19 protein-coding genes are annotated in these 21333 nt (G+C 44.0%); 2 read left to right on the plus strand and 17 right to left on the minus strand.

Features of this window, described 5'->3' with window-relative positions; translation table 11 throughout:
* Window positions 1-146: 146 nt before the first annotated feature.
* The gene (locus tag DXB91_RS03925) at window positions 147-1592 is read right to left on the minus strand and encodes an ABC transporter substrate-binding protein (protein WP_118016875.1); all 1446 of its coding nucleotides are present in this window, start codon (window positions 1590-1592) and stop codon (window positions 147-149) included.
* A gap of 290 nt (window positions 1593-1882) precedes the next feature.
* Between DXB91_RS03925 and DXB91_RS03930 the strand changes: the two genes are divergently transcribed.
* A complete protein-coding gene (locus DXB91_RS03930) occupies window positions 1883-2803 on the plus strand; it encodes a helix-turn-helix transcriptional regulator (RefSeq protein ID WP_118016876.1) in 921 nt (306 codons plus the stop codon).
* A 23-nt stretch (window positions 2804-2826) separates the two neighbouring features.
* On the opposite strand, the gene DXB91_RS03935 is transcribed toward DXB91_RS03930, so the two are convergent.
* From DXB91_RS03935 to DXB91_RS03955, 5 genes are all read right to left on the minus strand, one after another.
* Window positions 2827-3852, minus strand: a complete 1026-nt coding sequence (locus DXB91_RS03935) for a LacI family DNA-binding transcriptional regulator (protein ID WP_022216158.1) — start codon at window positions 3850-3852, stop codon at window positions 2827-2829.
* 60 nt (window positions 3853-3912) lie between these two features.
* Window positions 3913-6114 carry an alpha-galactosidase gene (locus DXB91_RS03940; protein ID WP_118016877.1) on the minus strand — a complete coding sequence of 734 codons (2202 nt, stop codon included), beginning with the start codon at window positions 6112-6114 and terminating at the stop codon, window positions 3913-3915.
* A gap of 35 nt (window positions 6115-6149) precedes the next feature.
* On the minus strand, window positions 6150-6953 hold the full coding sequence (locus DXB91_RS03945) for a hypothetical protein (RefSeq protein WP_118016878.1): 804 nt from the start codon (window positions 6951-6953) through the stop codon (window positions 6150-6152).
* A gap of 262 nt (window positions 6954-7215) precedes the next feature.
* On the minus strand, window positions 7216-8979 hold the full coding sequence (locus DXB91_RS03950; RefSeq protein ID WP_118016879.1) for a phospho-sugar mutase: 1764 nt from the start codon (window positions 8977-8979) through the stop codon (window positions 7216-7218).
* Between the two features lie 110 nt (window positions 8980-9089).
* Complete coding sequence (locus DXB91_RS03955) at window positions 9090-10814, minus strand: phospho-sugar mutase (RefSeq protein WP_118016880.1); 1725 nt, start codon at window positions 10812-10814, stop codon at window positions 9090-9092.
* A gap of 240 nt (window positions 10815-11054) precedes the next feature.
* On the opposite strand from DXB91_RS03955, the gene DXB91_RS03960 reads away from it, so the two are divergent.
* Window positions 11055-11555, plus strand: coding sequence for a sensor histidine kinase (locus tag DXB91_RS03960; protein ID WP_243003510.1), 501 nt, complete (start codon window positions 11055-11057; stop codon window positions 11553-11555).
* Between the two features lie 71 nt (window positions 11556-11626).
* Here the strand turns inward: DXB91_RS03960 and DXB91_RS03965 are convergent, their stop codons facing one another.
* From DXB91_RS03965 to DXB91_RS04015, 11 genes are all read right to left on the minus strand, one after another.
* Window positions 11627-13363, minus strand: a complete 1737-nt coding sequence (locus DXB91_RS03965; RefSeq protein WP_022216152.1) for a phospho-sugar mutase — start codon at window positions 13361-13363, stop codon at window positions 11627-11629.
* A gap of 84 nt (window positions 13364-13447) precedes the next feature.
* Window positions 13448-14059, minus strand: a complete 612-nt coding sequence (locus DXB91_RS03970; protein WP_118016882.1) for an NUDIX hydrolase — start codon at window positions 14057-14059, stop codon at window positions 13448-13450.
* Between the two features lie 448 nt (window positions 14060-14507).
* The gene (locus DXB91_RS03975) at window positions 14508-15233 is read right to left on the minus strand and encodes a hypothetical protein (protein ID WP_147343970.1); all 726 of its coding nucleotides are present in this window, start codon (window positions 15231-15233) and stop codon (window positions 14508-14510) included.
* Between the two features lie 10 nt (window positions 15234-15243).
* Window positions 15244-16056 carry a metal ABC transporter permease gene (locus tag DXB91_RS03980; protein ID WP_055224537.1) on the minus strand — a complete coding sequence of 271 codons (813 nt, stop codon included), beginning with the start codon at window positions 16054-16056 and terminating at the stop codon, window positions 15244-15246.
* A gap of 16 nt (window positions 16057-16072) precedes the next feature.
* Window positions 16073-16798 (minus strand): metal ABC transporter ATP-binding protein, encoded by a 726-nt coding sequence (locus DXB91_RS03985; protein WP_118016884.1) that lies wholly within the window; start codon window positions 16796-16798, stop codon window positions 16073-16075.
* A 43-nt stretch (window positions 16799-16841) separates the two neighbouring features.
* Window positions 16842-17858 carry a metal ABC transporter substrate-binding protein gene (locus tag DXB91_RS03990; RefSeq protein WP_118016885.1) on the minus strand — a complete coding sequence of 339 codons (1017 nt, stop codon included), beginning with the start codon at window positions 17856-17858 and terminating at the stop codon, window positions 16842-16844.
* A 174-nt stretch (window positions 17859-18032) separates the two neighbouring features.
* Window positions 18033-18326 (minus strand): hypothetical protein, encoded by a 294-nt coding sequence (locus DXB91_RS03995; protein WP_118016886.1) that lies wholly within the window; start codon window positions 18324-18326, stop codon window positions 18033-18035.
* A gap of 95 nt (window positions 18327-18421) precedes the next feature.
* Window positions 18422-18847, minus strand: a complete 426-nt coding sequence (locus DXB91_RS04000; protein ID WP_015534691.1) for a Fur family transcriptional regulator — start codon at window positions 18845-18847, stop codon at window positions 18422-18424.
* 83 nt (window positions 18848-18930) lie between these two features.
* A complete protein-coding gene (locus DXB91_RS04005; RefSeq protein WP_118016887.1) occupies window positions 18931-19752 on the minus strand; it encodes a class I SAM-dependent methyltransferase in 822 nt (273 codons plus the stop codon).
* A gap of 356 nt (window positions 19753-20108) precedes the next feature.
* Window positions 20109-20708, minus strand: coding sequence for a TetR/AcrR family transcriptional regulator (locus tag DXB91_RS04010; RefSeq protein ID WP_117875458.1), 600 nt, complete (start codon window positions 20706-20708; stop codon window positions 20109-20111).
* A 59-nt stretch (window positions 20709-20767) separates the two neighbouring features.
* Window positions 20768-21319 carry an NUDIX hydrolase gene (locus tag DXB91_RS04015; protein ID WP_118016888.1) on the minus strand — a complete coding sequence of 184 codons (552 nt, stop codon included), beginning with the start codon at window positions 21317-21319 and terminating at the stop codon, window positions 20768-20770.
* Window positions 21320-21333 lie beyond the last annotated feature (14 nt).

The raw sequence follows: 21333 nt of genomic DNA on the forward strand, positions 1-21333 counted from the left end.
CACCGCCTTTTTATAATCATGAGCTACACTGCTGGTAGCCTGTCATCAAATACTCGTTTGATGACATTTTTCTCAAAATAAACCGGGGCGGGCAACCCCCGCCCCGGTCTGTAGCTTATTCTTACTTATTTATATTGAAATCTTTATTACTTCTCAGTAACTTCGATTCCTAATGACTCCTGAGCATCTGACCACTTCTGGTTCCACTCAGCCATGATATCGTCGAATGACATGTCGCCGTTTGCAGCATGCTCGATGATGGCCTGGATCTTGTCGTTACCACCATTGCTTACGTTAAGCTCTGACTCTGAGTTGAGCTGGTTGAGGTAATCCTCCTCGCCCTCAAGAGCTGCCTCGTCTGCAACGAAGTCAACACCGTCGAATGAGATCTTTGACTCTGAACCAGGAACAAGTGCAAGTGAATCCTCGTTGTAAGCATATCCTGACTTCTCTGTCATCCACTTAACAAATACAAGAGCTGCCTGTTTCTCATCATCTGAAGCGTTTACGTTGATACCGTAGCAGTAATCTGCACCTGATGAAGCGTACTGCTTACCATTTACTGAGATAGGGAAAGGAATGTATCCTATATCGTCTGCGTTAGGTCCGCCTGCTTCCATCTGTGGGTATGCCCATGAACCAAGTACCATACATCCGATCTCGCCGTTGTTGATCATTCCCTTACATGACTCCCAATCTGTTGTTGAGTAATCATCCTCTGTAAGTCCCTGTGATACTGCATCGTAAAGAATCTTATATACTGCATAAGCATGTGTATCGTCGCCATAGTTCTTGAATGGATCCTTTGTATGGGCTAACTTCTGGTTCTTGTATGTAGCATCGCCTGTTGCTGTGATTGAGATATAATCATCCCAGGCTCCCATTGTCCAGCCTGCTGCATAGTTTGTGTAAAGTGGGATGCACTTTGGATTCTTCTCCTTGATGGCCTTGAGAGCTGCGATGAACTCCTCTGGTGTCTTAGGTACGTCTGTCACACCTGCATCAGCAAATACCTTCTTGTTGTATACGATACCCTGTGTTGTAGCTGCAAGAGGTACACCATATACCTGACCCTGATACAGCCATCTGTTTGAGTAATTTACAAGACTGCTCATTGTATCATAATCGCCATATGACATGAAATATGTTGAAAGGTCTGCCATGTCAACTGCCGGGATACACATTACTGTCTCGTAGTTTCCTGACTGAAGATGTGTAAGAGCATCTTCTGCATAGTTTGTATCTGTGATAACATCAACCTTGATATTTGGGTACTCCTTGTTGAAGTCCTCAAGATACTGCTTCCAGTTCTTTCCGCCGTAGTCATCTGAGTCCATATCAGTTCTGTTGTTGTAGAACTTGATCTCCGCTGAAAGATCTGTGAAGTCTGTTCCTAACTGGATGTCTGCATATGACTTGATTCCCTCAGCATCAGCTGTTGTGTCATCTGCTGAATCACTTCCTGCTGCCTCTGTGGCAGCCTTTGTTGCCTCTGTTGTGTCCTTGTTATCGCTGTCTGAGCCTCCACAACCTGCAAGTGATGCTGCCATAAGACCAGCCATTGCGATACATGCAATACGCTTTGATTTCATAGTTTTGTCCTCCTTAAAACCTTCTTTGTTTTTAACTTTATATTAAGTATACATTAATTTACTTTTTAGTCATCACTCAATTTTGTTTTTAATCACAGTATTTTGTACTTTTCGTTAATTTTACCATTATCATTATTATTTTTCAATATCATATAGACATTTTATCTATATATTTTTATCTTTAATTAGCATTTTATTGTTTTTTTAGCTAATTAGCCACTAATTTATATCGCTTTTAGCTTGTGATGATTGTTTAATAATTGTATTATTATGGATAGGAGGTGGTTTGCATGTTAGCTAAAGAATTAATTTCCTGCACTGTACTGTCAGGTTACAATATTCAGAAAGATATTGAGAACGCAAGATTCCACAGTGCGTTCTTTACATATGAAGAATCAATGGCAAGCGATGGCCTGATTCATCTTCTGGCCAACGGCGATATTTCTTTTGCTTATTCATGCAGTTATACCTTCTCTTTCATTCCGTGTTACCATTTCTTCTATATATATGAAGGAACTCTTACAGTAACATCGGGTAGCAGCAAATCATCATATTCCAAGAATACAGCCGCGCTTTTTGAGGCAGGATCAGAAATAACATACGCCACGAACGGCAAGTGTCGTTTCTACGAGGCATTCATCTTCGGAGCTCCGCTTCGCCTGTATCACGAGTTTCTCCCCGAATCCATATATTATAAAAAGGACTCTGCCGGAGCCTCTGTACTCTGGAGCCATCTTTCACTGATAAGCAGACTCCAGGGGGAGTTGTCTGCCACCGATATTTTCAGAATTTCCAAATGGTTCAATGATATCCTGACCGAATTATGTGTATTTATTGAAAACTCATCCAAGAAGATGGATTGTGTGCCTTCTTATCTTTTATCGATAAAGAATCAGATGGATACAAACTACGCCGAACCGATGTCGCTTGATGACCTCGAGGCAACTTACAGGATCAGCAGATACAGGATATGCAGAGAATTTTCACTTCACTTCGGTGAATCACCTATGCGCTATCTCAACAGTCGCAGGATCGATGCTGCCAAAAGGCTCCTTCTCACAACAGATCTGTCCGTCCACGAGGTCGGATCCCAGGTTGGAATCGAGAACACAAACCATTTTATAAATCTGTTCAAAAAAGACACCGGTACAACTCCGCTGTCTTTCAAGCAGGCTGCACCGGTGTCTATTTCCGATTTGCATTACAATTGATATGTAGTTTTATTATCGTTCCATTATCGTTCTATTCTGGCAACGCTATCTTTTACCACGATTCGTCCATCCACGACAAATATGCCATCAGTATATTTTTCGTTGGATATCTTTTTTATAATCTTATGCATGGTTCTCTCTGCCATCTCCTGCATATTGATCTCGTATGTGGTCACGCCTATATCGCAGCTTCCAGGATACATGTAATTATCAAACCCCACAACGGACACATCCTCAGGAACTCTGTAGCCCGCAGCATTGAGTATCTTTATGAGCGTAGCTGCCGCAAGATCACAGTTGCACACAAACGCTGTAGGCATATTCTTTGGAAGTTTAAAACAGTTCTCCTCGTCAAACTGACCCGTCTTCACATCTCTGTCCGGAATAACCCAGTCTTCTCTGAGCGGAATATCATGCTCCAACAAAGACTTTATATAGCCCAAATATCTGTCAGTTATACTGTTCGTTGAACCTATCGTGCCAACATATGCAATATCTCTATGTCCCATATCATACAGATAATTAGTCAGCATATAGCTTCCATAGAAACTATTTGCTATAACCGTGTCTATCGGTCTCGAATTGTCATAGTAATCCACATATTCTACAGGAACCTTGGCTGTCTTCTCCAGTTTTTCCAGGTATTCCTTACCCATGGAACCTACAACAACTATTCCATCAACCTTGTCATCCTCCAAGAGCATAGGCATCTCAGCATTCAATACACTATCTCTGGAAACAAACTCCAGCATAGTAAAGCAGCCTCTTGCCACCGCCTTTTTGTTAAGCACCTGATATAACTGCCAATAGAACGACGGATACTTTCCAAGGTATATCTCTTGAATGAGAACACCAATATTATACTTTTTCTTTGCCGTCTTCTTTCTGATCTCAGATGGTGACTGGTATCCCATCTCATCTGCCAACTGTTTGATCTGTGCTCTGAGTTCCTCGCTGACACCCTTCTGATCTGAAAGTGCCTTTGAGACCGTCACGGTACTCACGCCAACAATGGCAGCTATGTCTCCCAATTTTACTGATTTTGCCATAACTAGTCCTTCTCACTTTATTTTTTCACGTGGTTAAATAACTTAATTTTTATTTTATTTTTAAGTTAAACTATTGTCAAGTACAAAGTGATACAGTCTGCTCATATAATCTCCACGCATAGTTTCAATGAGCATTCCGGCATTCATGAGGAGATCTCCCCCATACACTTTCTCCGTTCCGTCAAGTCTGTAACCAGCAGTCACGTCAAGCCCTAAAAGTTTTATCTTTCTACTGTGTACGTTAGGTCTTCCAAGCACCTGAACGTAAGTCACCAACGCCTCACTCTTATCCTTTGCAACAACCATCCAGCAATCATACAGTCCATTTTCCCTGTACGATGCAACCCTATAATAATCACCCTCCCTTACAAGGTCATTATATTTATGATACATAGACACCTGCTCAGGGATCATCGCACGTTCTTCTTCACTTATTTTTGTGATATCGAGTTCATAGCCAAATGTTCCCGCCAGAGCCACATGTGCCCTGGTCATAAAAGGTGTACTCCTTCCAACTGTGTGATTAGGGCAATCCGACACATGGGCGCCCATGGTCGAAAGCGGATATATCAGTTCCGTTCCCTCCTGTATAGAAAGTCTCTCTATGGCATCCGTGTCATCGGAGCACCATATCTGCGGACTGTAGTAAAGCATGCCAGGGTCAAATCTTGCACCACCGCCCGAGCAGTTCTCAAGCAAAAGATCTGGGAAATCGTTAACAAGGCGCTCTTGCAGCTCATATACTCCAAGCACATACCTGTGAGCCAATTCTCCCTGCCTGTCTTCGGTGAATTCTACGCTGCCGATATCCGTGAGCTGTCTGTTCATATCCCACTTAACATACTCAATATTTGCGGATGATATCACGTTATGCACACATTCATACACGTAGTCTCTAACTTCTTTTCTCGAGAGATCAAGCACGTACTGATTTCGCGATAATGTAGCCGTTCTCTCCGGAACCGCAAACGCCCAGTCAGGATGCTTTCTGTAAAGTTCAGAATCAGGAGAAATCATTTCAGGCTCCATCCATATTCCAAATTTCAGCCCCAGCTTATTCACCTCATCAACAAGATGTTTCAAACCGCCCTTGATCTTGTTTTCATTTACAAACCAGTCTCCAAGACTTGTGGCGTCATCATTTCTATGTCCAAACCAGCCATCATCCATGACCAGCATCTCTATTCCATGTTCTGCCGCACTCTTCGCTATCGCAAGGAGCTTATCGGTATCAAAGTCAAAATATGTAGCCTCCCAGTTGTTGATGAGGACAGGTCTCTTCTGATGAAGATATCTGCTCCTTATCATGTGGCATCTGTAAAAATCATGAAGATTTCTAGTCATCTGTCCAAGTCCATCATGGCTGTATGTAAGCACAACCTCAGGCGCTGTAAACGTCTCTCCAGGCGTGAGCCACCACTCAAATCCCTCTGAATGTATGCCCATGACTGCGCGTATGGAATCAAACTGTGATTTCTCTATCTGTGCGATGAAGTTACCCGAGTACACAAAATGCATTCCATATACATCACCCGTAGTCTGATCTGTACCCTTTGTCATCCATGCCATAAACGGATGGTCCTGGTGGGATGACTCACCTCGGAGAGAGCTTACACTCTGCTTGCCATAAGCTATCGGGCGTCTCTCAATCTGTCTCTCCCTGGCCCATGAGCCATGAAGAGTGAGCATCTCAAAATCCTCGTCATCCATGTCTATACATGCAGAATATACCTTTGTGAGCCTGATATCCCTATCACCTGCATTTTTCACGCTCACACTTCTGGTTATAACATCCTCATCCTCAAACACAGAATATATCAGGTCAACATCAATGCCACATCCCCCATCCATCATATGGACAACGAGAGTCTGAACCTCCTCTTCTCCCGCAAATGATGCCGGAAGGCCACTAATCCCCGGCTTTCCATTTACAATATCGTAATCCACAAATTTCAGATCAACGGTTCTGCTGCCATTTGCGGTCTTTACCGCAATACAACTCTCCCTGTAGTCTCCTATTCCATTTCCGGAATACTCTGTCGGAAATGTGTCCATAAATGAACATCTCTCCCTGTTATTCTTGGACGGAACAAAAGGAGCCTCACACGTTCTCAAAAACTGATCACATTTCTGCGGACGGATCTTCTGTCCATAATATATATGTCCGACAAATCCCTCTTCATCGGCGATTCCGATACGATAACTCGTGTTTCTCGTATCAAGTTCAAATATTCTGTTTGCCTCATCATATCTTATGCTCATATGTATCTATAGTCTCCTCGTTTTATTTATGGGTATCACTCTCTGCTTATGTATTCAAGAAATTCAAGTGCAAGATCCATATTCTTGGCATTCTCGCCAAATCCCACTGCAGCATCCATTTCATACCAGCCGGTATCCTTCACCCAGGAATTATCACCGATCTTTATTCCGACAGGTATCTTCTCACCCGTTTCAATAACCGTTGCATACACAAACGAATCTTTATACTTTTCTTTCAGTTCATCAGTCAGCACCTTATCAAGATCCTGCATATATCCGAACTCTCCAAAACTCATGACAAGGTCTGTGTCGGCAAAGAACACGTCCACCGCATTCGCCATAAATTTGTTCTGTATAAGCTGTAGACTATCCTGACTCATGGCATCATTCGGATCAGTTGACACGCCGATTCCTGTACTTATACTGACATATTCCTTCTCCGCATCAAGACCATTTTCACTGAGGAATTCCTCATAATACGCCTTGTCATTCGCCGCGGATTCCTGTTGTGTAGTGTTGACCGCAAGGATGTTGAGTGCCGCAGATTCCGCCGTAAAATGTTTTACAACAAGGAATACAACTATGCCCACAACAACAAGTGCAAATAGAGCCTTCGGAGCATAATACTCCAGTATGTATTCCTTTTTCTGCTGTTTGTTCATAAGGCTGAGTTTCTGTTTCTCAGACATATGCTCATCCACATCCAAGACGCTCTCCGGCTCTCGTTTCTCTTTTTCATCGGTTTTCTCATCGATGATATGTCCAGCGATACTTTTTATATTTTTCTTTTCTATTTCTTTCTCTTTTTTTATTTCTTTTTCTATTTCTTTTTCTGGCATATAATCTCCTATACTACTCCTGTACGCGTTTGCCACACACTGCCGTTACTTTATATATTATAACATTTTTTAGTTAATTCTTAAACAGTTTTTAGTATTTTTAACTATATTTTACTTTTACAAAAGGGACCTCAGCCTCAAAGCCGAGATCCCTCTTGTTCAGCGCATTGGCTGGAAAGTGCATTTGTATGTTAATTTTTGTAGTATATGGAAGGAATGTTTTTATTTTTCGGCAGTAAATTCTGCCATACTTTGTGATTGTTTATTTAACAAGCTCCTGCACACATGCTTTCATCTCGTCTATCTTTGACATGGCATTTTTTAGGCTGTTTTCATTCACGCCAAAGTAGAATTTGATCTTTGGTTCGTTTCCGGAAGGCCTAACCGCGAACCACGCATTATTTTCCAGCTCATAGTACAGCACGTTTGATTTTGGAAGGCCCATGTGCTCCTCTTCGCCATCAAACGGCTTGCGGATTCCGCTCACATAATCCCTCATGCCGGTAACTTTGATACCTGCAAAGTTCGTAAGTGGATGGTTCCTGAAGTTCTCCATCATCTCCTTAATCTGTGCTGCACCATCTACACCCTTTAGAGTTATCCCAAACGAACCTTCAAAGTAATAGCCATATTTGTGATAAACCTCTTCCATGGCATTACAGATGGTTTCTCCCTGCAGCTTATAAAATGCTGCTATTTCACATAAAATGACAACGGCTGCGCAAGCGTCCTTGTCACGAGTGTAGTCTCCTACTAAACATCCAAAGCTCTCCTCCATTCCGAAGATGAACTTGTATGTGTTGTTCTTCTCAAAGAGAAGGATCTGCTCACCTATGTACTTGAATCCGGTGAGTGTCTCTATATATTTCAGATTGTAATTCTCTGCTATCGCCTTTGTAAGATTGGTGCTGACTACTGTATTACAGATAGCACCATTTTCCGGCAGTTTGCCGACTGCCTTCTGTTCACGGCAGACATACTCTGCGATCAAGGCTCCTGTCATATTGGCATTAAAGCGGACATATGGATATGCAGGATCATCTGCAAATTCCGTGTCTTTCCAAATTCCCGTACTGTCCTTGACGTATATTCCAAGTCTGTCTGCATCAGGATCTGTGGCCATGATAACGTCCGCATCCACCTTCTTTGCCAGGTCTATTCCCATGGCAAATGCTGATGGTTCCTCTGGATTTGGTGACTTGACCGTGCTGAAGTCTCCGTCAGGAACAGTCTGCTCCTCTACAACATATACGTGCTTGAAGCCAAGTCTCTTTAGCACTTCCCTTACAGGTACATTTCCTGTTCCGTGAAGTGGTGTGTATACTATCTTGATATCGTCTGCAACCTTCGGAATGATATCGCCGTGGATGGTCTGTTTTATGAGTGCCTGATAGTAATTCTCATCAACACTCGTAGGAACCATACAGAACAGGCCGTCTGCGATAGCCTTGTCCTTATCCATGGTCTTGACATCCTCGTATCTCTCAACATTCGCCACATGTTTCAGGATATCCTGATCCTGAGGAGATACGATCTGACTGCCGTCCTCCCAGTACACCTTGTAGCCGTTGTACTCAGGTGGATTGTGGCTTGCTGTTACCACGATTCCGGCTATACATCCAAGCTCTCTCACTGCAAATGAAAGCTCCGGTGTAGGGCGGAGTGCATCAAACACATAAGTCTTTATGCCATTTGCATTGAGGCACAGAGCTGATGCCTCTGTGAACTCTGCTGACATATTTCGGCAGTCATGTGCTATAACAACACCTCTCCCCGCAGCATCCGCGCCGACCTCAAGTATGTAATCTGCAAGTCCCTGTGTTGCCTTTGTAACTGTATATATATTCATTCTGTTGGTTCCAGCACCCATGATTCCGCGCATTCCGCCGGTTCCAAATTTCAGATTCTTGTAGAATCTGTCCTGGATCTCTTTGTCATCATCTGCGATACTTCTAAGTTCTTCCTTGGTCTTCTCATCAAAGCAGTCTGACTCAAGCCAGAACTTGTATTCGTCCATGTAACCCATCTTTTTTACCTCCACCTTGTAATTATTTTTAGTAGCTACCGCGATCTTCTAACCTATTTTCTGCTGACATTTATTTGCCAGCCATTCCGTTTCTTACCAGTCATCCCGTTTTACGAGAACATCGCCTTCACATTTACCGCAAGCTCGTCAAGCTGCTCTGCCGCATCCTCCTGAGAGCTTCCCTTTACCCCGAGGTAGAACTTAATCTTCGGTTCTGTGCCTGAAGGTCTCACAAGGAACCATGCGCCATCCGCAAGCTGATAATATATCATGTTGGACTTTGGAAGCTCCGCCGCCTCGGACTTGCCTGTCGCTGCGTCTGTCTCTGTTCCAAGCTTGTAGTCGTAGATTTTCTCCACGCTGTAAGTTCCGACCTTCTGCACCGGATTATCTCTCAGCGTCTGTATCATAGACTGTATCTTTGCAGCACCCTCGCGTCCATCAAACTTCATGGTCTGAACCTTCTCTTTGTAGTAACCATATTCCTGCCACAATTCAACCATTCTGTCCCACAGAGTCATGCCACGGTTCTTGTAGTATGCCGCAGCCTCACAGAGAAGCATCAGCGTTCCAACCGAGTCCTTGTCCCTTGCATATGTACCAGGCAGACATCCAAATGTATCTTCAAGCCCGAACACATAATTGTGTTCACCAGTCTGCTCATAAGCCCTCATTCTCGATGCTATATTCTTAAATCCGATCAGGTTGTTGCAGTCACAGAAAGTGTCGTACTTCTTACATATCTCCTTGACCATATTGGTGATAACAACCGTAGTTACAATCGCCGGATTCTCAGGCAGTCTTCCGCTCTGGGATCTCTGCATCAGCACGTAATCACAGAGGATCGCACCGAACATATTGCCCGTAAATTCTTTATACTCATTATTCTTGCTGTCATATCCATACATTCCAAGCCTATCCGCATCAGGATCTGTGACAAGAATCAGCTCTCCGCCGACCTTCTTCGCCAGCTCAAGACTCAGGGCATACGCCTCTGCGCCCTCAGGATTTGGGGACTTTACAGTTGGGAAATTACCATCCTGAACAGCCTGTTCCTCAACGACATGTACATCCTTGAAACCAAGTTCGCTGAGAACTCTTGTAACAGGCTTAAGGCCTGTTCCGTGAAGCGGAGAATATACGATCTTCAGATCTCCCGCCTTCTGAATCTCCTCCGGATTCATGACAAGCTTGTGAAGCTCTCCTATATATGCGTCGTCAATCTCCTGACCGATCACATTCAACAGTCCTGCATCTATTGCAGCGCCCTTGTCCATAGTCTTAACCACGGAGAAATCTTCTATCTTGTTGACCTCTGCAATGATTTCCTTATCCTGCGGAGATACTATCTGAGCTCCATCATCCCAGTAAACCTTATATCCGTTGTATTCCTTTGGATTGTGGCTTGCCGTTATATTCACGCCGATATTGCAGTGCAGATGTCTCACTGCAAATGAAAGCTCCGGTGTCGGGCGGAGCGCATCAAACAGATACACCTTCACGCCATTTGCGCACAGGCAGAGTGCAGTCTCAAAAGCATACAGAGAAGCATTATTCCTGTTGTCAAATGCTATCGCTGCCGATGGCTTTGATATTCCGATCTTCGCCAGGTAGTTAGCAATTCCCTGTGTTGCCATGCGAACCGTGTAAATGTTCATGCGGTTCGTTCCCGCTCCCATCACGCCTCGAAGTCCACCTGTTCCAAACTCAAGGTTTGTGTAAAATCTATCTTCAATCTCCGCTTCATTATCCTTTATGTTTACGAGCTCCTGCTTCGTAACATCATCTACCTGATCGCTGCCAAGCCACATCTCGTATCTCTGCTTTGCGTCCATCTTCTACCCCTTTCCTGACCTCACAGGCCACACAGATTTTTCCTTTTTATCTATCCACAATTTATCTTCCGTTCATTTTATTAGGCTATTTTTAGCTAATTTATTGTTATTTGTATAATATATTAAGCAGTTTTTAAATTCAATATTTAATCTTGCAATTTATATCACTTTGTTGCGCAGATGTATATTGCAGCCGTTTTATTATGGCGGTATTAACTAAAAGAATTATATTTTCTGCAATTGACTTGTAATATAACCGACCTTTTTTATTCCTTTACAGAGGCCATTTGTGATCTGCTCAAGATCAACCTGAGCGTTGTAGCCGGATTTGTGTACAGCAAGATCACGGAGGCACAGAAGGATCAGAAGGAGCTCGTAGTCCAGGTGGCATCCAGGGATCTGAAGAGCCGAATGCCGGAGTATGAACTGATCAGGATCATCGGTATACTGATCGATAATGCGCTTAAATCGACCGCCCCATTTGGCACTGCATATCTGTACCTGGACAGCAGGCAGAACCAGATAGAAATAAGAACAAGAAACAAGGGTTCCGTCAAAACCAACGAATTCCGCCAGAATATGTTCTCACCGGGATATACCACCAAAACCGGAGACAGACATGGCCATGGTTACGGTCTCTACAACCTGAAAAAACTGACCGACAAGTACAATGGTAAAATATATCTCGACACGGTAAATACCGATCAGGGAGACTACATACAGTTCGACGTCATCGTATAAGGACAGCAAAGCGCCGTCCGGTCACCAGACCAGACGGCGCTTTTTTGTATTTGCTATATATTATACTTATGCTACTCTGCCAGCTTGTTGAGCTTCTCAACAAGTGCTGTCTGGAGAGCTTCAAGCTTTGCATCTGCATCATCAAGGCTTGTTCCCTTGATTCCGTAGTACAGCTTGATCTTTGGCTCTGTTCCTGATGGACGTACACATGCCCATGCGCCATCCTCAAGGTCGTAGTAGAGAACGTTGGACTGTGGAAGTCCTGACTCTGTGACCTCTCCGGTGGCAAGATCTGTGATCGTGTTCTTCTCGTAATCACGAACCTTGAGAACCTTGAGTGTATCGATCTGAGTAAGTGACTCAGCTCTGAGTGAGGACATGATCTTGCGGATCTTCTCTGCTCCTGTAACACCCTTGAGCGTTATTGTGTAGAGGCCTTCCTTGTAATATCCGTACTTCTCATAGAGATCAAGCATGTGATCCCACAGAGTGATTCCCTGGCTCTTGCAGTATGCAGCAGCCTCGCAGAGACACATAACTGCAACCGGAGCATCCTTGTCTCTTGCGTATGTTCCAACGAGACATCCGTAGCTCTCCTCCATACCCATTACGAAATTGTATGAATTATTCTGCTCGAAGAACTTGATCTGCTCACCGATGAACTTGAAGCCTGTTAGAACCTCGATGAGGTTGACATTGTAATCTGCAGCCAGTGGATCAGCCATATTTGTGGTTACAATAGTCTTGACCATGGCCGGATTCTTTGGCATGAGACCGCATTTTGTTCTCTCTCTGAACTGGTATTCAGCGATTATAAGTCCTGACATATTTCCTGTAAATGGCATATACTTGCCTGTCTTTGTATCGAGTGCGTATATTCCAAGACGGTCTGCATCAGGATCTGTAGCGAGAACTATGTCCGCATTCTTCTCCTTTGCCAGCTTGAGGGCAAGCTCAAATGCCTTTGGATCCTCTGGGTTTGGATACTCAAGCGTTGTGAACTCAGGGTCTGGAAGCTCCTGCTCAGGAACAATGTATACGTTTTTGAAACCAAGCTCGGACAGGACTCTCTTTACAGGTACAAGACCGGTTCCGTGGAACGGTGTGTATACGATCTTGATGTTCTCTGACTGCTCCTTGATGATCTCAGGATGAATGATCTGCTTCTTGAGTTCCTCCATATACGCGTCATCTATCTCGGCACCTATGATAGTGAGAAGGCCCTTGTCAAGTGCCTCCTGCTTATCCATGGTCTTTACTGTATGGAAATCTGTTACAGCCTTAACCTCTGCGATGATCTCTCTGTCCTTTGGAGCCGTGATCTGCGCGCCATCCTCCCAGTATACCTTGTAACCGTTGTACTCTGGTGGATTGTGGCTGGCTGTTATAACTATACCTGCTGTACATCCAAGCTTTCTGACTGCATATGAAAGCTCAGGTGTAGGTCTGAGTGACTCAAAGAGATATGACTTGATTCCATTTGCACACAGGCAGAGAGCTGCTTCTGCTGCAAACTCTGGAGAATACTTTCTTGAATCGTATGCTATTGCCACGCCCTTGTCCTGCGCATTCTGCTTCACAATGAAGTTTGCAAGACCCTGTGTAGCCTTGCGGACGGTGTAGAAGTTCATTCTGTTGGTTCCCGCGCCTATCACACCTCTGAGTCCACCAGTTCCAAATACAAGATCACGATAGAATCTGTCCTCGATCTCAGCCTCATCATCGGCTATGGCTGCAAGCTCCTTCTTGGTGTCCTCATCGAAATAATCATCTGTCATCCAAAAATCATATGTGTCTCTGTAACTCATCTTTCTACTTCTCCTTCTTTTTTCTCATTTAGCATGCCCTTTTATGAACGTTCTGCTGTTTGAGCAATCACTGCTCAGCGCTTCCTATTTTCTCAGGAATTCTAGTGGATCTCCCTCAGCCAGAAAATGTGTCATTAGGTATGCTCCTCTGAGCGACACCTGTTCCTCTGACAGGATTCTTCTGACCTCACCTCGGTCTGCGAGTATGACCTGTATGTCCTCTGTGCTCTCCTTGCTGTCGAGATTTGGTGTTCCTGTAACTGTTCCAAATACAGCACTGCTCATCTCATCCGTAAATCCCGGGCCCATATAGAATGGTCTTCTGTAGAGTTCTTCTCCGCCCTCATATACATCAAGGATAAGCCCTGTCTCTTCCTTCATCTCCCTGACTGCTGCCTGCGCCGGAGTCTCATCTCCATCCACCAGTCCTGCAGGAAGTTCATATATATATGTATCGAGTGGGTATCTGTACTGCCTTATGAGCACCAGCTTCGGCTCATCTTCCAGCTTAACTCCATATATAACTATTCCTTCCGGTTTTATATCGTGGGTCTTTATCTTGATGTCGTTCTCTTTATTCCTTGAAGCAAAGTAATAATTGAAGTCTTTTCCAGCCGTGTCAACCGCATCTATATGATAGAGGTTGAGGAACGGATTGTCTGTGAGTTTTTGTACACCTTTGTATTTCTCTTTCACTTCATCACATCCCTTCTGTGTATTTTAATGTATTCAGCCGACCATACATTCGCAAAACCGCACGGTTCCCGTGCTCTTTCGCTGCTGCGCAGCTATTTTGCTCATTGTATGGGGCGGTGACTCTATTCGAGTCACCACAGGATAAGAACACCTGATTCTTACATGCAAGCATGTCGAATCCGCTGTTCTTACCCTGCACGGCTGAATATTTACCTTTATTTAAAATTAGCATAGTTTTTACAATATATCAAATTCTTTTTTAAGTAATTTTATCATTTTTTAGCTATTTTTAATGTTTTTTAGTATATTTGCGTCATTTTGCCATATTTTTCTATGTGATTCCTGGTTTTGATGCAGCTATATTTCTCCTGATTCTGAATATTTTTTACTCAAAAAATCCGGACACTTTGATCTGCCCGGATTCCAAAAATGTTATGCAATTTATACTCTACTGATTCTCTGTCGATACCAGTTGATATTCTGCATCTCTCAACCTGCAGTAATAAAATGTCTGTCCAGCCTCCTCTGTGTAGGTTTCAAATACTCCCGTAACGATCACCTCACTCTGGTCCGCCGGGTAATCGCCTGGATATACTGCACCTCCACCAAGTTCAAATTCAAGCCCCTGACTGCAGCATGCCAGAGCGTCAGCTATGAGACAATAATTATAATATTTGTCTGTTATTGGATAATAGGATGCATAATACTTTCCTTCTATTCTTATCGTCTTGCCCTCATATTCCTCAGGCTTTGACATCATCTGATATACAGTTGCATATATAAGATCTTTTCCCATAAGAGTGAGGTCCACATCCACACCCTCAGACTTGTATTGCGCTATAACTGAGCTGTCTCCATTCACGACCTGCCCATATGTTGGTTCTGATGTCGCCTCAGTTACAGATGCGGATTCTGTCTCTATCGTGGTTTGCATCTCTGTTGTGATCGTCGTCTCTGTTGTGGCTCCCACTGACGACTTACTTTCCACATCACCATCGCCTGTTTTCTGATTAAGCACCTTATCCACTGCATTCTGTGTGTTCAAACGACTGCCCGCAGTCTGAGATGCTCCACCACAGCCTGTGACAGTCAGCAACATACTCAGCACCAATATTGACATAATCAATCGCTTAAATCTGTGTCTGCATCCATGCATTCTTCTATTTCTATTCATATACATATTCTTATCTCCTCATCACTTTCCCTGCTATACTGTTAAATGCAAATATAACCATATCGCATGCAACGATCGTAGATCCTACCGGTGTTGAAAATAATATGGATACCAACATTCCAGCCAAAGTTCCCACAACCGAGAGAACAGCTGAATATAATACCACCGACCTGAAGCTATACATAACTCGCATTGCCGAAAGTGCAGGGAATACCAGAAGCGCCGTGATGAGCAGGGAGCCCACCAGATTCATTGCAAGCACTATTATCACAGCGATTATCACCGCCAGAGCCAGATTATATGCCCCTGCATTTTTCCCGATTGCCCTGGTAAAACTCTCGTCAAATGTGACTGCAAATATCCTGTTGTAGAACAAACAGAAAAACGCTATTACACATATTGACATCACTATACACAGCCACACTTCTCCCATTGTCAATGTAAGTATTGAGGTTGAACCAAACAACGTTGAGCACACGTCGCCAGATACATTTGCCGACGTGGAAAATACATTCATTATCAGATAACCTACGGCTAAAGCACCGACAGACATCATAGCTATCGCGGCATCTCCCTTAAGCTTCGCATTTTGTCCCGACATAAGTATGAGAATTGCAGCAGCCACAGTCACCGGCATCACTATAATCGTGTTGTTTGTCAGTTTCAGAACAGATCCTACCGCCATTGCTCCAAATGCAACATGCGAAAGTCCATCGCCGATAAATGAAAATCTTTTAAGAACCAATGTTGCACCAAAAAGTGACGAACACAAAGCTATAAGAATACCAACCACAAGAGCATACTTAACAAATGGATACTGCATATAGTAAATTAACTTATCAACAAGCTGCACTCTGTCCACCACCTTTCTCGTATTCTACCGAAATGATGTTCCAATATCTGCTGTTCTTATATTCCTCTCTGCTGCCCCAGAACGAGCCCCCATGATTCATATGAAGCACATGTCTGGCGCAATCTATTGCCCTCAGATCATGCGATATCATGATCACTGCCACACCATTTTCATTTAACTGCTGTATCATCTGATAGAACTGTGCCGTTGCGACAGGATCAAGGCCAGTTACCGGTTCATCAAGCAGAAGAAGGTTCTCAGTTGCACACAGGGCTCTCGCCAGAAGGACGCGCTGCTGCTGTCCTCCCGACAAATGCCTGTAACATTTCCTGCGTATATCCCACATTCCAAGTCGTTCAAGCTGAGATTGCGCAAGCTGCTTTTCCTTTCTGCCATAAAAAGGACGTGCTCCGCACTTAGGCAGCGTTCCCGACAAAGCCACCTCCCATACAGTCGCAGGGAAATCCTTCTGCACAGGTGTCTGCTGCGGCAGATAGCCTATATCACGCGATGTCAGATCATCGCCAAACTTTATCTCTCCTGAAACCGGTTTCAACAGGCCAAGCAGAGTTTTTACCAAGGTACTCTTTCCCGCTCCGTTCTCTCCAACTATACAGAGATAGTCTCCCTTATCTATACTGAAATTAATGCCTGACGCAACTGCACGTCCATCATATCCCACTGTCAGGTCTTTGCACGTTATATATGACATTTGTTTTCTCCTATAAATCTAAATTTGTTTTATTGTTCAGCAATTAATTCAATGCCTGAGAAAGTACGTTCAAGTTATCTTCCATTACGTTCAGATACGTCTCACCATCAGCTACAGCCTTTGCAGTCACAGACTGCATCGAATTCATCGTCAGGATCTCCTGATTTTTCGAATCTGTTGTCTTCTTTATCGACTCTGCTATACTGTGATCTGCACCCTCTATCGTCAGAATAACCGGAAGCTTTAACTCATCCACCTTCTGCGCAAGGAATGTTATCGTCTCAAAACTTGCCTCCGACTCAGCACTGCATCCCACAAATGCAGCATAGTAGGTAAGCCCATAATCATCCGCCATATATCGGAAAGGGAATCTGTCGCCAAACAGAATTGCCTGACGTTTTCCCTTAGAAACTGTTAGTTCATACCTTCCATCAAGATCATTGAGTTCATCAACGTACTTGCCTGCATTCTCCATGTAATCAGATTTATTATCTGGATCAAGTGCCTGGATATTATCCGCCAACACATTCGTCAACGCCACTGCGTTCTTGAGTGAAAGCCATACATGTTCATCATACTCCGGGTCTTCCTCTCCTCCCTCTTCTTCCTCTGCCTGCATGCCTGGAACTACCTCTTCCTCTTTGACTGCAGTTCCCAAAGCGTCAAGCATATTTACAACCTTCATATTCTTATTAGTTGCTTCTTTCAGGGCACTATCCACCCAGCCATCAGACTCACCGCCAACATACACAAACATATCTGCGTCAGCTATCTTTGCTATATCCTCTGCAGTTGGCTGATAACTGTGAAGATCCATCCCCTGATCGAGCAGCATAGTAAGCTGAAACTTGTCGGAATCACCGCCTATAATATTGCGGATCCAGTCATACTGAGGAAAAGTCGTACATACAATGCTGTACGCCGCAGCATTTGCCGTATTTTCAGGCACACTGCCCCCTTTCTGATCAGAATCTGCTGCCGTCATTGATGCTCCGCAGCCACAAAATGCTGAAACAGTAAGTACCGATGCCATAACAAGGCCAAATATTCTATTTTTCATAATGATCAATAAACCTCCGAATTGATTGATAAAATTGACAGGCATATTTTGATGCCTATAATTGGGTAAATTTAATAAACTGCCTCTAGATCAAAAAACACCAATAATAAGTATTCGCCCTTATCTTTAGATGTATTTCCAGACGCAATTCTCAGTCAATATCCGTACTTTAAATCAATTCAGCAATTCCACCTTCAGGGAAACGAGCGTATCGGTACAATACTCGTGGGTATACACCAATACAACTCCAAGTGTGAACACACTTAAGAACGCCAGGAACACTGGCGTAGTTGACATTGTCTTTATATTTGAAAGGAACTGTGCAGCCTGCTGCAAATGCATACATATAGGACATTCCTGCCCCGTACAGTCATGCTCCACATTGCGCGCAATATAGCCGTAAGAGAAAAGTACTTCCGATACAAAGAACACTATAAGAATCCATGACATTATTCTCTTTTTACTCATTCTGCACACCTCCTTTTCATTGTAGGAATTTGGGGATATATAGTTTTCGTTGTGACCGTAACGATACAATCCCATCTGTAACAATCACGTTTAGTTTAGACTACAGCGACTCCACAACGCCTCTGACAATCTTTGCAAATACCACATATCGACGATCTGTCACAGTCGATCATAAATCCATACCTCTCCTGAACTCCTTTAGCTATGTGATTCATGGTATCGCGGTCAATATGTATGACTCTTCCGCACTTAACACACTGCATATGAAGGTGTTCGTGACAACTATGATCAGCCTTTTCCATTCTATACATACTTGAACCACCATCAGCACTCTGATACTTTATCAATTTGTCCTGGGTAACCATGCGGTCAAGATTGCGATATACAGTTGTTGTATTCGCATCTATGCCATTCTCATCCAAATACACACTTACATCAGCCGCGCAAAACCCTCTGTCCTGCCTCTCTGCAGCAAATGCCTCTATAGCCTGACTTATTCTCGTTTTATACTCCCTCGCCATAGTATTCCTCTTTTTCGAATTTGCAAGTCATTTGCATTTTACTGTATCATAAATGGCTTTTAACTTTATGTCAACACTTTTTATCACTTTTCCATCACTACTATCTTGTTTGATATATTGCTGACAAATGGTATTTTGCCAATGACTTTATATACCGGTATGAACTCAGCCATTCCTTCTACAAGACTGTGCTGTTCTATGTATCTGTATTTCGGTATGATCTCCGCCAGCTTCTTTCCATTTGACACGCCCCAGGAAAACCTGGCATGGCTTCCATGGATGGATTTCTCCTTGATATGCTTTGCCATGAACGGAGCCATAGTCTCTACGAGCACCGTAGCATGAGTAAATTTCCTGTCTATTATGTCGAATATTTTCTTCACATCAGCTTCTGTGAGATACATCGTAAGCCCCTCTATGATGACCAGCACAGGTTCGCCTGCATACTCTACCATGTCTGCCCATTTGCCGTCCATGGCGGATTCCGCTATCTGGTACACCGGTCCATCCTCCTGCAGGAACTTTGCCCTTACAGTCATGGTCTCCGGGAGATCAATGTTGTACCAGCCTTTATATCTACCCTCATTTCTATAGCAACGGGTGTCAAGACCACAGGCGATATTCACAACCACAGCACCCTTGTGCTTCTTCAGGAATTCTGATACAAGCTTATCAAGCACTATGGTTCTCGCTATAACTCCGCTTCCCATTGCCAGATCCTTGTCCGCCAGTGAAAAGTCATAATCCAGGCTGTCAACTATCTCTATGGCCTTGCCATCGTATATGGCATGATCCGGTTTTCTTGATTCTTTCGCTCTGGCATAGAGTGTCTGGAGCATCGTCTCCGGGACTCCCGTTATGTCTACCTTTGATCTGCTTACTGTATTGTTCTGTGTGCTAACCATTTTCTCATTTCCTCCTGCTTTTTAATTGTGCAAACGCATGAGAGGCGCTGCGCGCGGCGTTTGCGTGCTTCACAACATGTCGTCAAGCGCAGCTTGATGACCTGCGCGCACATCAGTGCGCTTCCTCTGCCGGAATCCTCCCACTTACGTGGGCCCCTCCTTATAATGGAGCAAACGCATGAGAGGCGCTGCGCGCGGCGTTTGCGTGCTTCACAACATGTCGTCAAGCGTAGCTTGATGACCTGCGCGCACATCAGTGCTCTTCCTCTGTCGGAATCCTCCCACTTACGTGGGCCCCTCCTTATGAAATATAACATTTGTCATGTTTTGTTATGTTCATAAAAATAAGAGGTTCATCATCGATGAACCTCTTTCTTTAAACTCTCTATCAACTTTTCTGTACCGCCGGTGGCATGAATGCCAATCTTTTCTGTCAGATACATTTTCTTCTCCACATCTACATCCTCGTTCAGTATCGCCATGGCTCCCTCAAGCCGCATCTTAGCCAGCACGCGAACCAAAGTCTCATCCGGCTCGCATCCAAGCTGTGACCTGTAATATGCCGCAAATGAATGTCTCATGAACTCCTCAACCCTCTGGTGATAATTCTCATAGCAACTGCCGTCAGCGCCATGCATGATGATCATTACCTCTTCCCTGTGTGCCAGAAGGAATTGCATCATGATCTTATCTGCATCTACGCCCGTGGCGGGGTTCTCAATCTCCCCCTTCATAAGTTCTCCAAGCATGGCTTCATATTGGTTCACAAGCGGTTCAAGTATCGCCTTGAACAATGCCTCCTTACTCTCAAATGAAAAGTAGAAGGCTCCGGTGGTAACTCCCGCACTATTGCATATCATTCTAAGACTTGCCCTCTGGTAACCATTTTTAAGGAATTCCTCTTTACCTGCTTTTTTCAGTTTTTCTATCGTTTCACTACGCTTGTCGTTTTCCATAACATATGTTATGTTAGCACAAACTAACTAGTCTGGCAACATATTTTTGAAAGTTATCTCTATTTGCCATCCAGGTATCTTCGCACCGTCTCAAGGCCGCCGAGTGGCACGCAGAACTTCTGGTCATGGTTCTTACATGCCTCATAGGTTTCATCCAGATCAAACCAGCTCACGCCGTCCAGCTCTTCCTTCTGGATCGTCAGGTCTGCTATGTCCACCGTTTTCTGATACACGAACACAAATGCCACCTCATTGTCCCTGAACATTTTGCCGTGAAATTCCTTCTCATACCGGATCCTGAATGTTCCCGCGAAATCAAGATCTGCGGCCTCAGCTTTGATGCCAAGCTCCTCTCCGAGTTCCCTGAGTGCCGACTCCATCGGTTCATCGCCTGCCTGTATATGTCCGGCAGAGGAAGTGTCATACCTTCCAGGAAAAGAATCCTTATCCATCGACCTCTTCTGCAGAAGAACCTTATACCTTCCATTCTCTTGCTTCGCTATCCAGATATGGGCAGTCCTGTGACATATGCCTTTTGCATGTGCCTCGCTCCTCTCCACTTTGTCTCCGGTAGGGTTGCCCTGTTCGTCGCATATATCAAAAAGTTCCATTATTTTGTACCGTC

Source organism: Coprococcus sp. OM06-34AC (genome assembly GCF_003462545.1).
Taxonomy (GTDB): Bacteria; Bacillota; Clostridia; order Lachnospirales; family Lachnospiraceae; genus Coprococcus; species Coprococcus aceti.